12 protein-coding genes are annotated in these 17646 nt (G+C 49.7%); 2 read left to right on the top strand and 10 right to left on the bottom strand.

Annotated features, from left to right (window positions below):
• Positions 1-57: 57 nt before the first annotated feature.
• From C7386_RS03625 to C7386_RS03605, 4 genes are all read right to left on the bottom strand, one after another.
• The gene (locus C7386_RS03625; RefSeq protein WP_182429159.1) at positions 58-915 is read right to left on the bottom strand and encodes an AraC family transcriptional regulator; all 858 of its coding nucleotides are present in this window, start codon (positions 913-915) and stop codon (positions 58-60) included.
• A 94-nt stretch (positions 916-1009) separates the two neighbouring features.
• Positions 1010-2545: an ABC transporter ATP-binding protein gene (locus tag C7386_RS03615; protein WP_116704859.1), complete on the bottom strand. Its 1536-nt coding sequence runs from the start codon at positions 2543-2545 to the stop codon at positions 1010-1012.
• 4 nt (positions 2546-2549) lie between these two features.
• Positions 2550-3287, bottom strand: coding sequence for an energy-coupling factor transporter transmembrane component T (locus tag C7386_RS03610; RefSeq protein ID WP_008728411.1), 738 nt, complete (start codon positions 3285-3287; stop codon positions 2550-2552).
• The gene (locus C7386_RS03605; RefSeq protein ID WP_008728410.1) at positions 3287-3865 is read right to left on the bottom strand and encodes an MptD family putative ECF transporter S component; all 579 of its coding nucleotides are present in this window, start codon (positions 3863-3865) and stop codon (positions 3287-3289) included. Before C7386_RS03605 ends, C7386_RS03610 begins: the two co-directional genes overlap by 1 nt.
• Before the next feature lie 710 nt (positions 3866-4575).
• Here C7386_RS03605 and C7386_RS03590 point away from each other — a divergent pair.
• Positions 4576-4932 carry a helix-turn-helix domain-containing protein gene (locus tag C7386_RS03590; RefSeq protein WP_116704857.1) on the top strand — a complete coding sequence of 119 codons (357 nt, stop codon included), beginning with the start codon at positions 4576-4578 and terminating at the stop codon, positions 4930-4932.
• Between the two features lie 226 nt (positions 4933-5158).
• On the opposite strand, the gene C7386_RS03580 is transcribed toward C7386_RS03590, so the two are convergent.
• Positions 5159-6571 (bottom strand): relaxase/mobilization nuclease domain-containing protein, encoded by a 1413-nt coding sequence (locus C7386_RS03580; protein ID WP_003526268.1) that lies wholly within the window; start codon positions 6569-6571, stop codon positions 5159-5161.
• A gap of 121 nt (positions 6572-6692) precedes the next feature.
• On the opposite strand from C7386_RS03580, the gene C7386_RS03575 reads away from it, so the two are divergent.
• Entirely contained in the window at positions 6693-8105 is a 1413-nt protein-coding gene (locus C7386_RS03575) for an ATP-binding protein (protein ID WP_005335801.1), read from the top strand.
• A gap of 74 nt (positions 8106-8179) precedes the next feature.
• Here C7386_RS03575 and C7386_RS03570 read toward each other — a convergent pair whose 3' ends face one another.
• The 5 genes from C7386_RS03570 to C7386_RS03545 all read right to left on the bottom strand — a co-directional run bounded on the left by C7386_RS03570 (position 8180) and on the right by C7386_RS03545 (position 17623).
• Positions 8180-8479, bottom strand: a complete 300-nt coding sequence (locus C7386_RS03570; protein ID WP_003526265.1) for a CD1845 family protein — start codon at positions 8477-8479, stop codon at positions 8180-8182.
• The gene (locus C7386_RS03565) at positions 8476-8778 is read right to left on the bottom strand and encodes a hypothetical protein (protein WP_116704856.1); all 303 of its coding nucleotides are present in this window, start codon (positions 8776-8778) and stop codon (positions 8476-8478) included. Before C7386_RS03565 ends, C7386_RS03570 begins: the two co-directional genes overlap by 4 nt.
• Positions 8779-8929: 151 nt before the next feature.
• Positions 8930-9274: a plasmid mobilization protein gene (locus tag C7386_RS03555; protein WP_425518628.1), complete on the bottom strand. Its 345-nt coding sequence runs from the start codon at positions 9272-9274 to the stop codon at positions 8930-8932.
• Positions 9271-10077, bottom strand: coding sequence for a DUF3848 domain-containing protein (locus C7386_RS03550; protein ID WP_055195349.1), 807 nt, complete (start codon positions 10075-10077; stop codon positions 9271-9273). The genes C7386_RS03555 and C7386_RS03550 overlap by 4 nt, the downstream gene beginning before the upstream one ends.
• A gap of 1 nt (position 10078) precedes the next feature.
• A complete protein-coding gene (locus C7386_RS03545) occupies positions 10079-17623 on the bottom strand; it encodes a helicase-like domain-containing protein (protein ID WP_437124092.1) in 7545 nt (2514 codons plus the stop codon).
• Positions 17624-17646: the final 23 nt, after the last annotated feature.

Genomic DNA, 17646 nt, shown 5'->3' with positions numbered 1-17646 from the left:
CTCATTGTAGCAGTATTCAATTCTTCTTTCCTCTCCAAAACGGCATTTATGCACCGTTTAGAAAAAAGATTTTCGATATTCCATCGGCGTCTGCCCTATCACCTGCCGGAAAGCTGTTGCAAATTTACTGGGGCTTTCATATCCCACAACTCCTGCAATTTCCGCAATCCCTTTTTTGGAATCCTGTCGGAGCATTGTGGCAGCAACGTTCATCCGATAACGGCGAATATAGGAATACATGGAATCTCCGTATATTTCCTTAAAGCAGGTTTTCATCCCCGTCAATGAAATCTGGAATCGTTCAGCTAATTCATCCATCGTGTAATGCTCCTGCAAATTTGCCGTAATAAGATCATGGATCGCTTTGATTTTTTCTACCTGCCCTTTATAGAAATAAGGGCGATCTTCTTTGGAATCAGAAAACTGCAAAGCGTCCAGATATAAAAGCAGCTCCAGGGCTTTTACTTTATAGTAGTCACCTTTGATCTGCTGCGGGACAAAGTAAAGCTCTGAAAAAATATGTTCAATTCCTGGCTCATTATGAATCACAAACGGTTTCTTGTCATTGCAATATTTTTTTTGAAGCTCGTACAAATCAACAGAAAATCCGCCAAAAAAGTCTTTCAGCGCCGGCACAGCAATGTCCAAATCAAATCCCAGGGTCACCCCATGATAGTGGCAGAGTGGAAAGCAGAACCGTCCCGAATGGGAACGCCGGTCATCCACACGCATCTCATGCTCTTGCAAATAGCTATACGCATGATTGCCAATCTCGCTTTCGATCCGTCCCTCCCTGCAATGGTCTATATAGAGAAGCGAACTGTCCGTACTACTCTGAAAGTAGGAGGTACATTCTTTCAGGTGCATATCGCTATACATCACAAAAGCGCCATCAAAAATTTTGTGGGCTGTCATGGTTCCCTCGCCGCTCTCGTCAAAAAGCTGCAGGACAACGCAATCCTCAGTTTCAATGACATTTTTAACATTTGAGCCGCAGTTTATTTTACCATCAAACAGTTTGATTTCCGCCGCCTCCTTCCATCATAAAGAAATTAAATAACCGTTCTCGTCCTTCCGTATCCTGGAGGAAATAGTTTTCTTCCAATCTGCCGTTTTCCAGATGGATCACATAATTGCAGCACCTGAGTATAAATTCAGGATCATGGGTCACAATCACAATGGTTTTTCCTGAATCGGCAAGTCCTTTGACCGAATCGGCCACCTGCCTCATGTGAAAGAGATCAAGGCCGCTGGTAGGTTCGTCAAATAGTATAACCGGACGTTCAGAGGCAATCGCAGAAGCAATCGCCACACGTTGTTTTTGTCCTCCCGAAAGCCCCATCGGATGGCAGGCTTTGTACGGGAGCAAATCCATTTCTGTCAAGATAGCCTCTGCCTTTGCCACATTTTCAGGCGATTCATCGGAATCTTTCCCCGGCATACTTAACAGGACTTCCTCTAAAACGCTCTCCGTAAAAAGCTGATGATTTACATCCTGCATGACCATATAGCATAGCTTCAGCCGCTGTTTGCTTGAATAGGAAGTACCATCTTTTTCGAGGATACCTTTACATCTTTTTTCCAATCCGCATAAGCAACGGGATAGTGTCGTTTTGCCGGCTCCATTGTGCCCGATGACCGCCGTTACATTTCCGGCAGGAAGCTCTATATTTTCCAGAGAAAGCGTTTCCGGCTGTTTCTTGTATGCGAAATGGAAGTGGTTCAGTTTCCATATCCCCTGCCCTGAATGTAGACTGGCAGGCTCAATGTCTGCAAACTCACCCAGGCCAAGAGGCCGTAATCCCATTTTAGCTTTTTCCGCCGCCGGAATCAACTGAAATTCCGGCAAAGTATAATCCCCTTGTATTTCCCCGTCGCTTAAATATATGATCCTGTCTGCCAGATCATAAAGATAGTAGAGCCGGTGCTCCGCAATAATAATTGTTTTGCCCTGTGACTTCAATATTTTTAACAGTTTCCGAAAATCAGCGATGGAATAGGCGTCAAGGTTGGAAGATGGCTCGTCCAAAACAAATACATCCGGTTCCACAGCGGCGGCAGATCCACAGGCGATTTTTTGCTTTTCCCCACCGGAAAGGGAGAAAATACTTCTGTCCAGCAGATTTGTAAGGTTCAACTGCTCTGAGACCAGCTTTACCCGCTTTCGGATTTCTGCTTCTTCCAATCCATGGTTTTCACATCCAAAGGCAATTTCGCTGGTCGTATCCACATTAAAAAATTGAGAACGTGGATTCTGAAAAACAGAACCCACTTTTTTTGATATATCAAACAGGGAAAGCCCGCTCATATCTTCTCCATCAAGCATGACAGTGCCTTCCAGCTTTCCATCGTAATAATGAGGAATCAGTCCGTTAAACAGCCGTGTCAGTGTGGTTTTACCGCAGCCCGATGTTCCGCAGAGCAGTACAAAATCCCCGTCGTTAATAGACAGGTCAATATTTCTTAATGTTCCGTGTCCTTTCCTGTCTCCAATGTCAGTTTCATTTGGAGGGTAGGAAAAAGAAACTTTTTTACATTCGATCATAGGCCTACCTCCCTGTAATCATCGTGACAATAGGAATTGCAAAAGCCACCACACATAGCAGCAGGAAAAAAACATCCTGCACATGAAAGCCGATTTCGCAGATGTTTGTCCTCTTGACCGGACCGCCCAATCCTCTTGTCAGGGCTGCCGCATTTAATTCTTCCCCGATCTTGACGGAACACATGATAACAGGGACAAGCCTGTATTCCAGCATTGCACTGGCTTTGCCCCCGCCAAAACGGATTCCTCTCATTTTCATAGCGTCCCCTATGGCATTATATTCTTCTACAACCGTAGGGAAAAATCGGAATATCACGGACATAGGAATGATGATCTGCTCCGGTAAATGCAGCTTCTTCATAGAGGCAACAAACTCGCTGACCGTCGTTGTCCTGACCGTGATGTATCCCATCATAATCCCCGGCACAAACCGCATAAAGAAACCGCAGATTGCAACAACAAGAAAGTTAGGAAGGCCGGACAGGTGGGGGAGCGCCCATAGTTGCAATATATAGCTGCCGCCATATAAAACAAAATAGATAACCGATCCCTTCCACGATTTTTCCGTGAGCAGCAGGATCAATGGAACAGCAGCCAAAATAGGAGCAAACTGTTTAGAAGCAGCCCCACCTCCGCCGCTCAAGACAAAGAGGGCAATCGTGATAAGCAATGCCAACTTTGTCCGAGGGTCTAACGACAGGCCGGTTTCCTTTTTTTTGCTTGCTAACAATTCACGGCGCATTATGCAATACCCGCACGCTTAAAGTGCTTTTTGAAAATTTTCTGGCCGATCACACCGCCGATCACGCCGCAAACGAACCCGGCAATCAAAAGAAGGGGGAGCGTATATGCCGAGATATAGCTCATAATGGAATCTGCATACTCTTGTCCATAACCGCTGATTAGCTGCTGATAGTAGCTGTCCCGTGTTGCAACAATGGGGATGTAGTTTCCGATGATCCACATAGAAAAAACACCATGCGATATGATTCCTTTTTTTGCACTCTTATAATCGCCGGATTTCAAAACAAGATCAGCCAGGACACCGAACACGGCACCGGTAATAATGCTCCAATACCCCATGCCGGTCAGCAACATTAAAATACCGCAGATCAGTCCTGTCAGCGATACCATTCCAAACTTCTGGACTTTAGAATAATACAGCATCATTACGATTCCGCCAATCAGCGGAACCAGCACGATCAGAAGCGGAAGAAAAATAGGGATAAATCCCAGCATGGCAATCGCCATCATCACCACAAAATAGATCGCAGTGAAGATTCCAACATTGATAAGGTCTTTTCCTTGTAGTTTATTCATTATTTGGTCCTCCTGTTTGCTTTTGTGTTAGCACCAGCTAACCGCATTTCAGTATAGCAGATATGTCGGTATGTTTCTTCTCCAAAAAGGCATTTTCGCTCCAAATAGACAATTACTTTGCTCTTGCTGTCTTTACGGGGAGTGATTGCCTGCGTGTGTGCGTGAACATAGAACTATTCAACATTGAACAGAGGCGGTTCTTGCATAATTTGAAATGGAAACAGCCAAAATCTCCGCTTCAAATTGTAGTATTAGTAGAAGGAGAACTAGAAGGTAGGGTTTCGATAGCAAGCACAGCAAGTGAGTACCCGCTTGCGATTTTTCGTATTTTCAGATCTCTTGACCGAAAATGAAAAATGTTTGTTGAGATAATCTCAAACTCTTATGAAGAATGGAGGCAGCGCATGGCGAACCGGAAACGGAATATCCAGATGAATTTTTATGTCACAGAGAATAAAAAACGGCTTATAGATGAGCGGATAAAACTGCTAGCCTCCCTACCGCATTCAATATCATTCTCGTTTGGCAACGAACTAAAAGCTGAAATCTGCAATTCATCCTCATAGTTCAATTAGTAGCTGGAAACGCCATAATCATGGAGCAACCATGTTATCAAAAAGAAATCAGCATAATCAGTCCTGTTCTCAAGCACAATAAGGTTATTCCTTTGTGCAAATCGGAACGATAAAATATATTTGAGGTGAACGATTATGCCGATTGATGATTTAACTGCTTTAGGGCAAAAAATGCGGGAAGCCCGAAAGAATAAAGAACTGACACAACAGGAACTTTCCGATCTAAGCCATGTTTCTGTAAAACAAATTGCCAATATCGAAAAAGGGAAAATGAACCCGTCCTATTTGATTTTGAGAGCATTGGCAAAGGTCCTGCACATCTCTTTAGATACGCTTATAAATCCAGATATTTCTCTGGAGGATGAGGGTGTCAATCAGATGAAAATGCTTTATTCCAGCTGTCCGCCAGAAATGCGTGACACCCTGCTGCATCACACCCAAGAAACAGTGAAGGAACTGACAGAGTTATCCGAGAAATTTGAAACGAATTGAGCCAGTGAGTGAAATTTAACGATTCTCTCACTGGTTCTTTTCATTTTCGGAGAAAAGAGGCAAGCAATGCCTGTGTTAATACACACAGGCCCGCAGGGAAGAAAATCCCTTTGTGATTTTCCTCTCTGCTTGCTTGTTGAGGGCAGCGCCCCCACCCCCCCCCCCTTGAACACAGAATTTCATTCTGTGGCTACGCGTTCTGCGAACGCTTTTGACCAGGACCAGCTTACCGCTGGCCGTGGTCTTTTTCTTTTTCAACATCCTGTTCTACCTCCATTTTCAGGACCCGATCTACATTGGCCTTTGCCGTTAAAAGCTCTCGCATTTCTTCACGGGAACGCCGGTACTCGGCATAGGTCTTTTTCTTTTCTTCCAGCAATTTCGCATACTCTGTCTGCAACTCTTTGACCTTGGGCAGCTTCTTGACGCCCATCTCATCAAAGGCATTCTTAGCAGCCTGATGGAGCAGAATTTCTTTCTCATGTTCTTCCCTGAATTTCTTAGAGTAACCCGCCTTGCGGTATGCCACATAGACCTCACGGGTCTTGGCATAATTTACGATGTGAGTACGCAGAACAGCGATCTCTGCCATGCGCTTTTCAGCCGCTTTGATCTGCGCCGAAAGTTCATTGTGATGTGCCGTGGCAGCCGCAGCCTTTTCTTCCAAAACCGCATACTCCAGCAGGTTGTGCTCTGACAGGTAATTCATGGTCTGCGCCATCTGCTTGAGGTTGAACACCTTAGCCCATCGAGCATAGCCAGCGCCTTTTCCAGCCTGCAATTTTGCCTGAATGTCCACCAGCAGATTGATCTTTGGCGGCTCTGCCTGTGTGACTGTTTTCTTTCGCGTGGTATGTGCTTTCTTCCCGGAGAGAACTGCCCGCAAATCTTCCAATCCATATCCTTCGCCCAGACTGTCCATGCGGGCGGCTTTCTCCCAACCAGAGAGCTTCAGTCGATACGATTTTCCGCGCTTTGATACCTCACAGCCGGACTCTTGCAGCAGCTTCAGCAGCTCCTCAAAATTAGCAGGACTTTGTGATAATGCGTTGTCAATCGCCACACGAAGCAGCTCTCGGTGAGAGGGCTTTGCCTGATCTCCCATCCATTTGTTATAGCTCTTTCCATGAGGGTTCGGATTCTCTACAATGGACAGTCCGTTTTCAATGCAGATGGTATCACTTAACCTGCGAACCGCCTTGGTACTGCCCCAAAAGTTTCGGAATTTCCGGTCATATTCTAAGCTGACCGATGACCAGATAATGTGATTATGAATGTGCGACTTGTCTATGTGAGTGCAGACCACAAAGGCATGATTGCCTTTAGTAAAACGCTTTGCAAATTCTACGCCCAGCCGGTTTGCTTCTTCCGGGGTAATCTCACCAGGGCGGAAGGACTGGCGCACATGATAGGCGATCACATCATCTGCGCCGCGCACCCGTCCGGTAGCGGCAATGTACTGCCGCTTTGCCAGAAGGAACTCCGCATCCGCAGTCCGGCTGTCACACGCATAGCCGGTAATGAGCTTGCCGTTATCTGTTTTCTGTGGATTTGCTACATAGTCGATGATGTCACTGATTGCCCGACTTTCTGTGCGACCCTTGCCAACATGAAGCGGCATGATTCTTGTAGTTGCCATAATAGAAGGCCCTCCTCTCATAAATATTTTTTCGCTGAACTCTTTGCTTCTATCGTTGCAATAACTTTCTCCGCTGGGTATAATAAAAAAGAACATTCTACAACCTCAAAGGAGGGATTTTATGATAGAACAGCTCATTGCCGAAGCAACGGAATGTGATTTCAAAGTTGCTCTCGAAACAAAAAAGCCAAAAAGCTGGTTAAAAAGTGTCAGTGCCTTTTCCAATGGAATCGGCGGCACTCTGTTTTTCGGAGTCTCCGATGACCGGGAGCCTATCGGCTTGTCCGATGTTCAAAAGGATGCTGAAGCGATCAGCCGCTTAATCAAAGAACGTATCACACCACTACCTCAGTTTATCTTAAAACCATTACAGGAAGATGGTAAAAATCTATTAGCTCTGGAGGTTTCTCCCGGCCGCAGCACCCCATATTATTACAAGGCAGACGGAGTGATGGAAGCATATATCCGTGTTGGAAATGAAAGCGTAATTGCCCCGGATTACATTGTAAATGAACTGATCTTAAAGGGAACCAATCAGTCCTTTGACACCTTAACAACAGAAGCTGTGAAAAAGGATTACAGCTTCACACTCCTGGAGGCAACCTATCTGGAACGAACCGGCCTCCGCTTTGAGCCATCCGATTATGTTTCCTTCGGTTTGGCTGACAAAAATGGGGTCTTGACCAATGCCGGAAAGCTCATGACCGATCAGCACACAGTTTATAACTCCCGTATGTTCTGTACCCGGTGGAATGGCTTGGAAAAAGGCTCTATCTTTGATGATGCACTGGACGATAAAGAATACGAAGGGAATCTGATTTATCTACTGAAAAGCGGCAGTGAATTTATTCGCAATAATTCCAAAGTCCGTTTTGTCAAAGAGGCACAGTATCGTGTAGACAAGCCAGATTATGCTGAACGAGCTGTGACAGAGGCTCTTGTTAATGCGCTTATCCATCGTGATTATATTGTACTTGGCAGCGAAATCCATATTGATATGTTTGATGATCGGGTGGAAATCACATCTCCGGGCGGTATGTTTGGCGGCGGCTCAATTCAGGAATACGATATTTACAGTATCCGTTCGATGCGACGAAACCCTGTGATTGCTGACCTGTTCCACCGCATGAAGTACATGGAACGCCGTGGAAGTGGCCTACGCAAAATCGTCAGTGAAACCGAAAAGCTGCCTGGATACACAGAGGCATATAAGCCCGAATTTTCCTCAACAGCGACAGATTTCAGAGTCATCTTGAAAAATGTAAACTACAACTTAGAGGGTGACGCCCACCAAGTTATCCACCAAGTTACCCACCAAGTTATTGAACTATCAACGGTATCCAAACAGATTTTGGCTTTTTGCACAACACCAAAATCCAAGAAAGAGCTTGCAGTATTTTGCGGCTTCAAAGATTTAAGAAACTTCACCTTGAAGCATATCAATCCGCTTTTAGAATCCGGGCAATTAGAAATGACTATTCCCGATAAACCTAAAAGTCGCAATCAAAAATATATTACAGTTCGTTCCGAATAAACAGAGAAGCAGGGCATTGGGTCTCATCTCCCATTGTCCTGCTTCTTTTTCATTCCAAATTATATTCACATCATTTACCCATACACCCAATCCTGGATCGCAAATTTCAAACTCTGCACCTTTCCCAGCAGCCAGATCGCAGCCAGCGGCAGCCCCATCGGGCTAATCAAAAATGCCATAATCAGCAAAATTGCACCATTCTGCGGGGAATAGGTAATAAGCACAGCCACGCCAAGCAGAGCAATTACCGTGCTTAGTAGACCAAGCACCAGACCGGATATGTAGATCAGCCCCGTGCAGAGCCAGACAAAAAGCGTCAACACCAAAACGACCGGTGCAGTTACGATCATCAGCAGACATTTCAAAATCTTCATTCCTGTTCCTCCTTCCAACGCTCCAGATACCGTTTGCACAGGGCATCCGCTTCTCTCTCATCATCTTCCGTCAACTCCCGTCTGCCTTTGGTCAGTTCAATCTCCACATAAGTCCGGTAATCATCAGTTAAGAGATTGAACAGTTCCTTGGGAGTATGGCACACCTCGCCAGAGCAATAGTGAAAATCTTGGTCAAATTCAACTCTTACACATCCATGGCGGCTGATATAAACTTCTATGGTCTCGTCTGCGGTCAGGTAATCCGCAAAAATCTCCAGCACCTTTTCAAAGGTCAGCATCTGTTTTCACTCCTTTGCTACGCTTCTTATTCTACTCATATTATCCGGTACGGACAGGCAAAAGACAAGGATACAGACAAAAAGAAAAAGCGGAGGAAGGTGCGGCGAAGAAACGCCGTTCCTCCCTCCGCAAATGGAGTATCTATCCCTGTTATGAAAGTTTGGAGAGTTGGGTAAGGATTTCCTTCACACCCTCCCACAGTTGTTCCTGCCGCTGGGATATATCCTCCAAGTCAGCATTATAAACCCGCCCGGTCTCATGCACTTTGCGGGTCAGCTGGTTCAAGTTGTTGCTGCTTCGGCGCATCAGGGAGACCAACTCCTTCAGCTCTGGCAGTTCCAACTTGACCACATAACCATCCAGCGCCATTTTCCGCAGATAAGCACTCAAATTCTCTGTCCCGTATTGCTGCATCTTTTGATGGATCAGCTCCAGTTCTTCTGCGGACACCCAAAACAAAACCGGAACATCCCGCTTGCGCTTTGCCATGGTTATCGCTCCGGCTCCCGTTTTTTCGGGGCGGCAGACTTATGGGCGGGCAACTCCTGTTTGAGCTTTTGCAGGACAGAACTTTTCTGCTGTTCTTGAGCGACTTTTCGGAACTGTCTGGTGAACAGGTCGGTCAAACCGGGATTGACCTGATCTACCACCAGATAGGCACAGTGGCGGGAAGCGCCGCTGTCCTCCAGCGTAGGAATGTTTTTTGCCCATGCTTTATTGTCCTGAGAGATACGCCCGTCATAGTTCTTGCGCTGGATGGTGTTGGCAAGAATAAACTGTACCCGTTCCGTCCCGAACTTTTCCAGCACATCTTTGACCGCCGCCTCCGTATCCAGCCGATTCTCTGCATAGTGGGCGCTGATGGTCTGCTCAATGGCTTCTTTGCAGGCGCTGTTCGCCTGATATGAGAGGTTGTACTGTGCCATTTCCCCATGCTCGGACGCATAGGCAGCAGAATGTGGATAGACCGGTGTTGTTCGCAGTTCCTCTTTGGCTCTGCACACATCGTCGGCACGGCTTTCAATGCTGTCCCGGATCACATCCATATAGCCGGTCTCCAGCTTTTCAAAATAGCGGTACACATCCGCCAGCGGAGAGGGAGATTCCAAAAGTGCCTGAGCCTGGGTGTCGGTCAACTCCAGTTCCTCCATTGCCATCACGATGTCCTCGCGGATGGTGTACTCATAGGCATGGTTTAAGACTTCTTCCGGGGGCTGGCTTTTCAGCCAGTCCCGGAACTTGTCCTGTTCGGCAGCCATCTTTTCATAAAGGGCTGTATTCAGATCGTTAGTATTCATGTTATCGCACCTCCTCATGCTGTTTTGGTTTCTTGTCTGTACTACGGGGTTGCACCGGGCGTTTTAGGGTATCCAGCACCGAAGGCCGTGTGCTTTTGGCAACAACAGACTCGGTGTGTGCCTGCCCCTTTCCGTCGATGTTGAGCAGGGTATCCAACTCCACCAGACGGGCGTTTTTGTTTCTCAGTTCTTCTTCATAAAGGAATGGCTTTCCGACTTCCTCCTTTGCGGCAGCCTGCTGCTGATAGAGGTTATCCAGCTGGGCCTTTGCCGCCTCCAGACGCTGGGGCATCTGGGCGAGGGCATTGTCGATACGGGTAAGATTTCCGCGAGGGTCTGTACCAAGGGTTGCCCGGTGGGTCATCTGTCCTTTCAGCAGGAGCGTATATTCCTGTTTCCAGGCGGAAAATTCCACGGACATGGCATAACCCCGGTAGCTGCCGATCTGCACCGGATCGGAGGTTTTGACCTCCTTGCAGGCATCCAAAAGAGCTGCACCAGCGTTCTCCTTATCGGTCAGCAGGTCTCCACGAATCTCCATACCGGCAAAGCCGTCCTCTGGGTGCGGGTGAGCTGCCAAAACCTCCAGATCAGATTCAAAGCCCTTGATAAAACCTTTGTGCTTTTCAATCTCCTCCGGGAAGTATTTGAGCAGCTGGTCCTCCAGACGATATTGCTTGCTCTGGTGGTCGGCTTTCATCAGCTTCAGGCGGGATACCTCCACATCCAAATCCATACGCTCCTTGATACGGGGATCTCCGGCACACAGAGCCTTGATCTCGGCAAAGGAAAGTGCTGTTTCGTCCACATCATCGCAGGAGCGCACCGGCGATTTAGAAGTCATGATCTGACTGATGAATTTTTGCTTATTCTCCACCGTCTGCCAGAGGTATGCGTCAAAGGTTCCTTCGGTCACATAGCGGTACACATGGACAAGAGGATTCTGGTTACCCTGGCGCTCGATACGGCCCTTGCGCTGGGCAAGGTCTCCCGGTCTCCACGGACAGTCCAGGTCATGAAGTGCCACCAGACGGTCCTGCACATTGGTGCCTGCGCCCATCTTTGCGGTGCTTCCTAAAAGGACACGAACCTGGCCGGTGCGGACTTTAGAGAACAGCTCCTTTTTCCGCACTTCGGTGTTGGCTTCATGGATAAAAGCGATCTGGTCGGCAGGCATTCCCTGAGCAATGAGTTTCTGACGAATATCGTCATATACCGTAAAGACCGGTTCCTGCTCCGGCAGAGGCACAGCGCCTTCCAATGCGTGAAGCAGTGGATTATCCAGCGTTTTCGCCGCCTTGCTTGCAGGAGCTTTTGCCTGCGGTGTAGAAATGTCGCAGAACACCAGCTGGGTCAGCTTGTCAGCTTTGCCATCCCGCCAGATCTGCATGATGTTGTCCACGCACTGATTGACCTTTGTGCCAGGTTCATCCGGCAGCATCTGGTTGACGATTCTCTGGTCCAGGCCCAGCTTACGGCCATCCGAGGTAATCTTGAGCATATTGTCCTGGGATGGGTCAACGGTTCCACTGTGTACCAGCGATGCGCGCTCCGAAAGGGTCCTGACCATTTCCTGCTGATGTTCGGTAGGCTGCGCCACGATGTTGTGGTATTCCACCTCCGGGGTGGGCAGGTTCAGTTGGTCGGCGGTCTTGATGTCCGCCACTTCTTTGAACAGGTTCATCAGCTCCGGCAGATTAAAGAACTTGCTGAATCTCGTTCTTGCTCGGTAGCCGGTGCCTTCCGGTGCCAGTTCCAATGCTGTGACGGTCTCTCCAAATCGGGAAGCCCAGCAGTCGAAGTGGGTCATGTTCAGTTCTTGCAGGCGTTCATACTGAAGATAACGCTGCATGGTGTAAAGCTCGGTCATGGAGTTGCTGACCGGGGTGCCGGTGGCAAAAATCACACCACGGTTTCCGGTGATCTCATCCATATAGCGGCACTTGGCAAACATATCGGAGGATTTCTGCGCGTCCGATGTGGAAAGACCAGCCACATTCCGCATTTTTGTGTATAGAAACAGGTTTTTATAGTTGTGGGCCTCGTCCACAAACAATCGGTCCACACCCAGCTGCTCAAAAGTTACCACATCGTCTTTTCGCCCCTCGGCTTGCAGCTTTTCCAGTCTGGCTTCCAGAGACTTTCTGGTACGCTCCAGCTGCTTGACGGTAAAACGCTCGCCGCCACTGGCCTGTACCTCTGCAATCCCCTCAGTGATCTCGTCGATCTGTTCATAGAGAAGCCGTTCCTGACGCTCCCGGCTGATGGGGATACGCTCAAACTGGCTGTGTCCCATGATAATGGCATCATAATCACCCGTCGCAATACGAGCGCAGAACTTCTTTCGGTTATGGGTCTCAAAGTCCTTTTTTGTGGTGACTAAGATATTGGCGGAAGGATAGAGACGTAGAAACTCCGACGCCCACTGCTCAGTCAGGTGGTTGGGAACCACAAAGAGAGATTTCTGGCACAAGCCCAGGCGTTTGGCTTCCATCGCAGCGGCCACCATCTCAAAGGTTTTGCCCGCGCCTACTTCGTGTGCCAGCAGGGTATTTCCGCCATACAGCACATGGGCGATGGCACTTTTCTGGTGTTCCCGCAGGGTAATGGCCGGGTTCATGCCGCCAAAAGTGATGTGGCTGCCATCATACTCGCGGGGACGGGTAGAGTTCATTTCTTCGTTATACTGGCGCACCAAAGTCTGGCGGCGCTCCGGGTCTCTCCAGATCCAGTCCCTAAAGGCTTCCCGGATCGCCTGCTGTTTTTGAGCTGCCAGGGTGGTCTCCTTGGCGTTCAGCACGCGGCGCTCTTTTCCGTCTGCGTCCTCTATGGTGTCATAGATGCGGACATCCCGCAGGTTCAGGCTGTCCTCTAAAATCTTGTAGGCATTGGCACGACTGGTCCCATAGGTGGTATAAGCTGCCACATCGTTGTAGGATACAGAAGATTTCCCCTTGATCTGCCATTCAGCGGTAAAGGACGAATAGTTGACCTCGATACTGCGCTGGAGATAAAACGGGGTGTTGAAGGTCTCGTACATAAACTGCTGGATGTACTCTTTGTCGATCCAGGTAGCGCCCAGACGCACCTCAATCTCCGACGCATCCAGGTCTTTGGGCTGGGCGGCGGTAAGAGCTTCCACATTGACTGCATAAACCGGGTCCTGCTGTGCAGCCCGTTGCGCCTGACGCAGTTTGCGGCGTACATTGCCGGAGAGGTATTCATCAGCAGTCACATAATGGGGTGTGCCGTCTTTCTCCAGCTGTCCCGGTACACGGAAGATTACGCCTTGCAGCTCTCCGGCCAGTTCTTCTTTTGTTTTTCCGGTAAGCTGGCTCATATAGTCCATATCCACGCGGGCTTTTTCCGAGATGGACACCGCCAGTGCTTCACTTGCCGTATCCACCACAGCCACCGCCTGATGGGGCTTGATGGTCCGCTTGGTGAACATATCTGCCTTGCGTTCCAGCTTTCCGTTCTCGTCGATGACTTCCAGCGCACAGAGCAGGTAATAGGAAGAATCGTCTGCATAGGCCAGACGGTTTGCACGGTCATTGATGAGACCGCATTGGGAAGAAAAGCTGTCATAGAGGCTGTTCAGTTCCGCCTGCTTCTCCCGAATGATGCTGTCCGGAACCGCTGCATCCATCTGAAGGTCGATCAGTTCCTGCACACAATCACGCAGTTCCACAAGACCTTTTACACGGGCTTCGGCGGTGGCGTTGAGGTCAGGGCGCACCATACGGCTGTTTTCCCGGTAGTACACCTGCCCGTCTACAATGGCATAGGAATAGTTCTTCACATTGGGGTCGGCAGGAATGGAGGTGTCAATAGCTTCGCCTTCGCCCAGTTCCGGCAGCTCTGCCTCCTGATAAGTCCCATGAATGTACTTCACAGCATCATGCAGCTGGTCGGAAAGCTCCAGTCCCTCGATAGGGTTCACGGTGTAATCCATACCATGAGCAGTGCTTACCGGCGCCTGTCTGCCCAGCACCATTTCCGGGTGGTCGATAAAATACCGGTTGATGGAAAATCCGTCCTCCGTCTGTCCGATCTGGGTCCATTCCGGCACGATGTCCAGCGGGCGGTCCCGCTTTTGGAGAAAGATGATGTCCGATACCACCTCGGCACCGGCATTCTTTTTGAACGCGTCATTCGGCAGACGGATCGCTCCCAGCAGCTCAGCACGCTGGGCAAGATAGCGGCGCACGGTGGAATCCTTGGCGTCCATGGTATATCGGGAGGTCACAAAAGCCACCACACCGCCGGGACGCACCTGGTCGAGTGCTTTGGCAAAAAAGTAGTTGTGAATACTGAAACTCAGCTTGTTGTAGGCTTTGTCATTGACCTGATACTGACCGAAAGGTACATTGCCGATGGCAAGGTCAAAGAAGTCACGCCTATCGGTGGTCTCAAAGCCGCCTACTGTGATGTCCGCCTTGGGATAGAGCTGCTTTGCGATGCGCCCGGAAACAGGGTCCAGCTCCACGCCGTACAGACGGCTGTTTCGCATTTTCTCCGGCAGCATACCAAAGAAATTGCCCACACCCATAGACGGCTCCAGAATATTTCCGGTCTCAAATCCCATACGGTCCACCGCTTCATAGATGGCCTGAATGACCGTAGGGCTGGTGTAATGGGCGTTGAGGGTAGAGCTTCTGGCGGCGGCATATTCCTCCGGGGTCAGCAGTTCTTTTAGCTGGGCATACTCTAAAGCCCATGCCGGTTTCTCCGGGTCAAACGCATCAGAGAGACCGCCCCAGCCCACATATCGAGAAAGAACCTCCTGCTGTTCGGGGCTTGCCTGCTGTCTGGCAGCTTCCAGCTCTTTCAGCAAACGAATCGCATTGACATTTGCCTGGAACTTGGCTTTCGGACCGCCTTCGCCCAAATGCTCATCTGTAATGCGGAAGTTTTTTGCATTGCGGCGCAGGTTAGCCTTGTATTCCTCATAAGATGCTTCCTCGGCAGCTTTGGCATTGGGAAAGGTCTGCCACTGGCCATTGACCTGAATGGAAACCGGGTGTTCGTCCAGCACTTCCTCAAAGGTTTTCTCCGGCTCAGTCACAGGGGCTGGCGGCTCCGGCTCCTCGATATGCAGTCGTTCCACCACCACATCATAAGGCAGATTGTTCTTATCGCCCGGATAGACGGCCATGGTCTCGGAATGGAAGGTCGGGGATTCGGTAGCCGGTTGGGGCTGTTCCTGTCCAAAGCCATCCAGCTGACGGGCATACATCCCGCGCAGCAAAGGCGCAACCTCATCCCAGCGGAAATACAGCACAGCCAGACGCTTTTCCTCTGCATCCATGACTTCCAGTTCTATGCCCTGTGCCGTGGTACGGTAATCGACAATATCGCCGGTCTCCAGATTCAGTGTCTCAATCTCACCGGAATAGGCTCTGCTCAGCCAGTAGGCGATCTCGCTGTTGCTCCTGCCGGATTGCAGCAGCGTGGAAATCTGCTTTTTATCCGCTTCATCCATCAGTCCATGAGCCAATACATCCCGCAAGTCCTGATCTGCCTTGTCCGGGTCAATAGGAAGAAACTCGGTATAGTAAGCATTGCGGCGGTCTGCCCGAAGCAGCTGCTCGAACTGTTCTTTGCGCTCTGCCCGGTAGATGGGATATACCATCCCGGTGGGCAGAAGCTGTACGGTGTCCTCCCGCAGCTCGGTGATCTGATAGGCGTCATCCTCGATATACACGGTATCGCCCACGGCATAGACCGGGGCGGCTGGGTCATAGGAGGTTCTTTGCGGAATTGGGCGGCGAACTGCGTCATATTCCTCATCGGAAATGGAAACTTCGGAAGTCTGCTCTGTCTCGGCATCTGCAATCTGCTCTGCATCTGACCTCACCTGTTGGATAAATGGATCATTGTCCAGTTTTTCCGGGTCTGCCACCTGGCCGTTGACAATCCCTCTTTCCTCCAGAGCTTCCCGGATGGCGATGGGGTCGATGTTGTCAAAACGGTCCTGTTCTTCTTCGGTATAGAACCGATCCTCCTGAATGAGCTGGGCAAGCCTGCGCTGTACCTTCGGCCATGGCAGCTGTGTTTCCTCCGGGCTTCCGGCACGGACAACGAACAGGCTGTTGCTGCCGCCGTATTCCTGAGCCAGCCATGCGGCGGTATCTTTTTCCCTTGCATGATCCTTCATGTAGCGGACAACGGCGTGTTTACTCTCAATATTGCCGTTCCATGCACAAAGGGCAGTATCAATATCTTCCTGAGAAAGAGGGCGCAGAAGCTCATGGAGCTTTGGATAGGTTTCGTCGATCACTTCCCGGTGCAGACGCTGGCGGAACTCCGGTATATCAGAATAGAGACGGATCAGCTCCATATCCTTAGAACCAAGGACCGCACGGCGTACAGCAGCATTGCCCTCGATGACAGCATTTTCACGGTCGGAATGACCGCAGGCATTTCGATATGCCACATCCTCAGATATGGCGGCAGTCACCACAGGCTTATACTGCTCAAACTGCTCCCGAAGGGTAGGCTTTGGCGTTTCTTCCTCTATCTCCGGCTGCTGGGCATGAATGGCATCTTCTTCTGCCAGATCCTTTTCAGCCTGGATCTTGTCATACTGCGCTTGTTCCTGTTCGGTAAGATAGCGGCCTTTCTGGACAAGTGAGGTAATGCGCTTGGCAACCTTTTCCCAGTTCAAGTGAACATCCGGGCAGTCCTGCTTTTTATAGTGCAGTCCTTTCCCATCGTGATCTTCGCCGCTGTGTGTTGCGCCGGACAGGGCATGAGAGCGTCCGCCAATGCCATACTCGTCTTTAAGGAATCTCACTTTTTCCTTATCCGTATGATTTTCCATGAAGAACGCATAAATACGGCCTTTTCCTCCGGCAAAACTGCTGCCGCCGGTCATGGCGGCGTCGATCTCATCCTCGGTAATGAAATGCTGGACGGTTGGCACTTGGGAAAGGTCCGAAGAAAAGGTCCTGCGGGGCAGGTCAAGGTCTTTCAGGTTCTCCCAGATTTCCCTTGGCCTATGGTAATGAAAGCGCAACAGGTCACGGTCCTGCTGATAGGCAGTCCAGAAGGCGGCGTATTCTTCCTTGAGTGTCTGGCGGAAAGCCGGGTCACTCAGCTGCTCGGCAAGCCATGCAGTTTCTTCCGGGAACCCGGTTCTCTGAATACCGGACAGGCAGGACAAATATCCGGCTTCTCTGGCTTCCTCGCTGAAATCGTGGTACAGATACCAGAGCTTTTCTGCAAGGAGGGAGCGTTCATAGCCTGCCGCTTCCGCAAGCTCCACATTGGAGGCAAACTGACCACTCTCCAAAAGCTCCCCGATACGCTCTGCGGCACTCTCCCAGGAAATGACCTGGGCAGACCTGTCATAACGGACAGACTTCCCGTGGGAAAGATGGATACCATCCTCGGCATACCATGCGCTCACGCTGCCAAGGCCGTTGCCGCCGTGGTACAGCGTTTTCAGTATCTCGGCAATCTCAGCGGTGGTTTTCTGCTTTTCAAAGGCTGCAACCACACGCTCCCTCTGACGATCTGTATTGCCTCCCAAACGCAGCACATGGTCAATATCATTTTGAGCAA

Origin of the sequence: Agathobaculum butyriciproducens, assembly GCA_003096535.1 — a bacterium.
GTDB classification, from domain to species: Bacteria; Bacillota; Clostridia; order Oscillospirales; family Butyricicoccaceae; genus Agathobaculum; species Agathobaculum butyriciproducens.
This window is presented reverse-complemented; position numbering and strand designations above follow the sequence as displayed.